This is a genomic window from Streptomyces sp. DSM 15324, assembly GCF_001514285.1.
GTDB lineage: Bacteria > Actinomycetota > Actinomycetes > Streptomycetales > Streptomycetaceae > Streptomyces.
Genome location: NZ_KQ949072.1, coordinates 1 through 767, shown reverse-complemented (window position 1 = coordinate 767; position 767 = coordinate 1). Strand labels below are relative to the sequence as shown.

General features: G+C 66.9%; 1 protein-coding gene. It reads left to right on the top strand.

The window, feature by feature from the left end; all coding sequences use genetic code 11:
* Window positions 1-767: ATP-binding cassette domain-containing protein (locus tag AQJ58_RS40230; protein WP_420712213.1), on the top strand; the 767-nt coding region annotated here is incomplete at both ends.

The following is a 767-nucleotide window of genomic DNA, read 5'->3' as shown; positions in this document are numbered from 1 at the left end:
AGGACGCTGACGGCGCTCCGGTGATATCCGTGCGCAATCTGTGGAAGGTGTTCGGGCCGAAGGCCGAGCGGGTGCCGGGTGACGCGGAGCTGTGCGGCCTGACCCGGCGTGAGCTGATGGATCGCACCGGGTGTACGGCGGCGGTGCGTGATGTGAACTTCGACGTCCGTAAGGGCGAGGTGTTCGTGGTGATGGGCTTGTCGGGTTCGGGCAAGTCGACGTTGGTGCGGTGTCTGACGCGGTTGATCGAGCCGACGTCGGGTGAGCTGGTGTTCGAGGGGCAGGACATCCGGCAGGCGGACGCGGCGCGGTTGCGGGAGTTGCGGCGGCGGAAGTTCTCGATGGTGTTCCAGCATTTCGGGTTGTTGCCGCACCGGCGGGTGGTGGACAACGTGGCGTTCGGTCTGGAGATCCGGGGGATGGGGCGGGCGGAGCGGACGCGGCGGGCGTTGGAGGTGGTGGAGCTGGTGGGGCTGGCCGGTTATGAGAACTCCTATCCGGACCAGCTCTCGGGGGGTATGCAGCAGCGGGTGGGGCTGGCGCGTGCGCTGGCGGGGGATCCGGACGTGCTGTTCTTCGACGAGCCGTTCTCGGCGCTGGATCCGTTGATCCGGCGGGACATGCAGAACGAGGTGATCCGGCTGCATCACGAGGTCGGCAAGACGATGGTGTTCATCACGCACGACCTGTCGGAGGCGTTGAAGCTGGGGGACCGGATCCTGATCATGCGGGACGGGAAGATGGTCCAGTGCGGTACGGGGGACGAG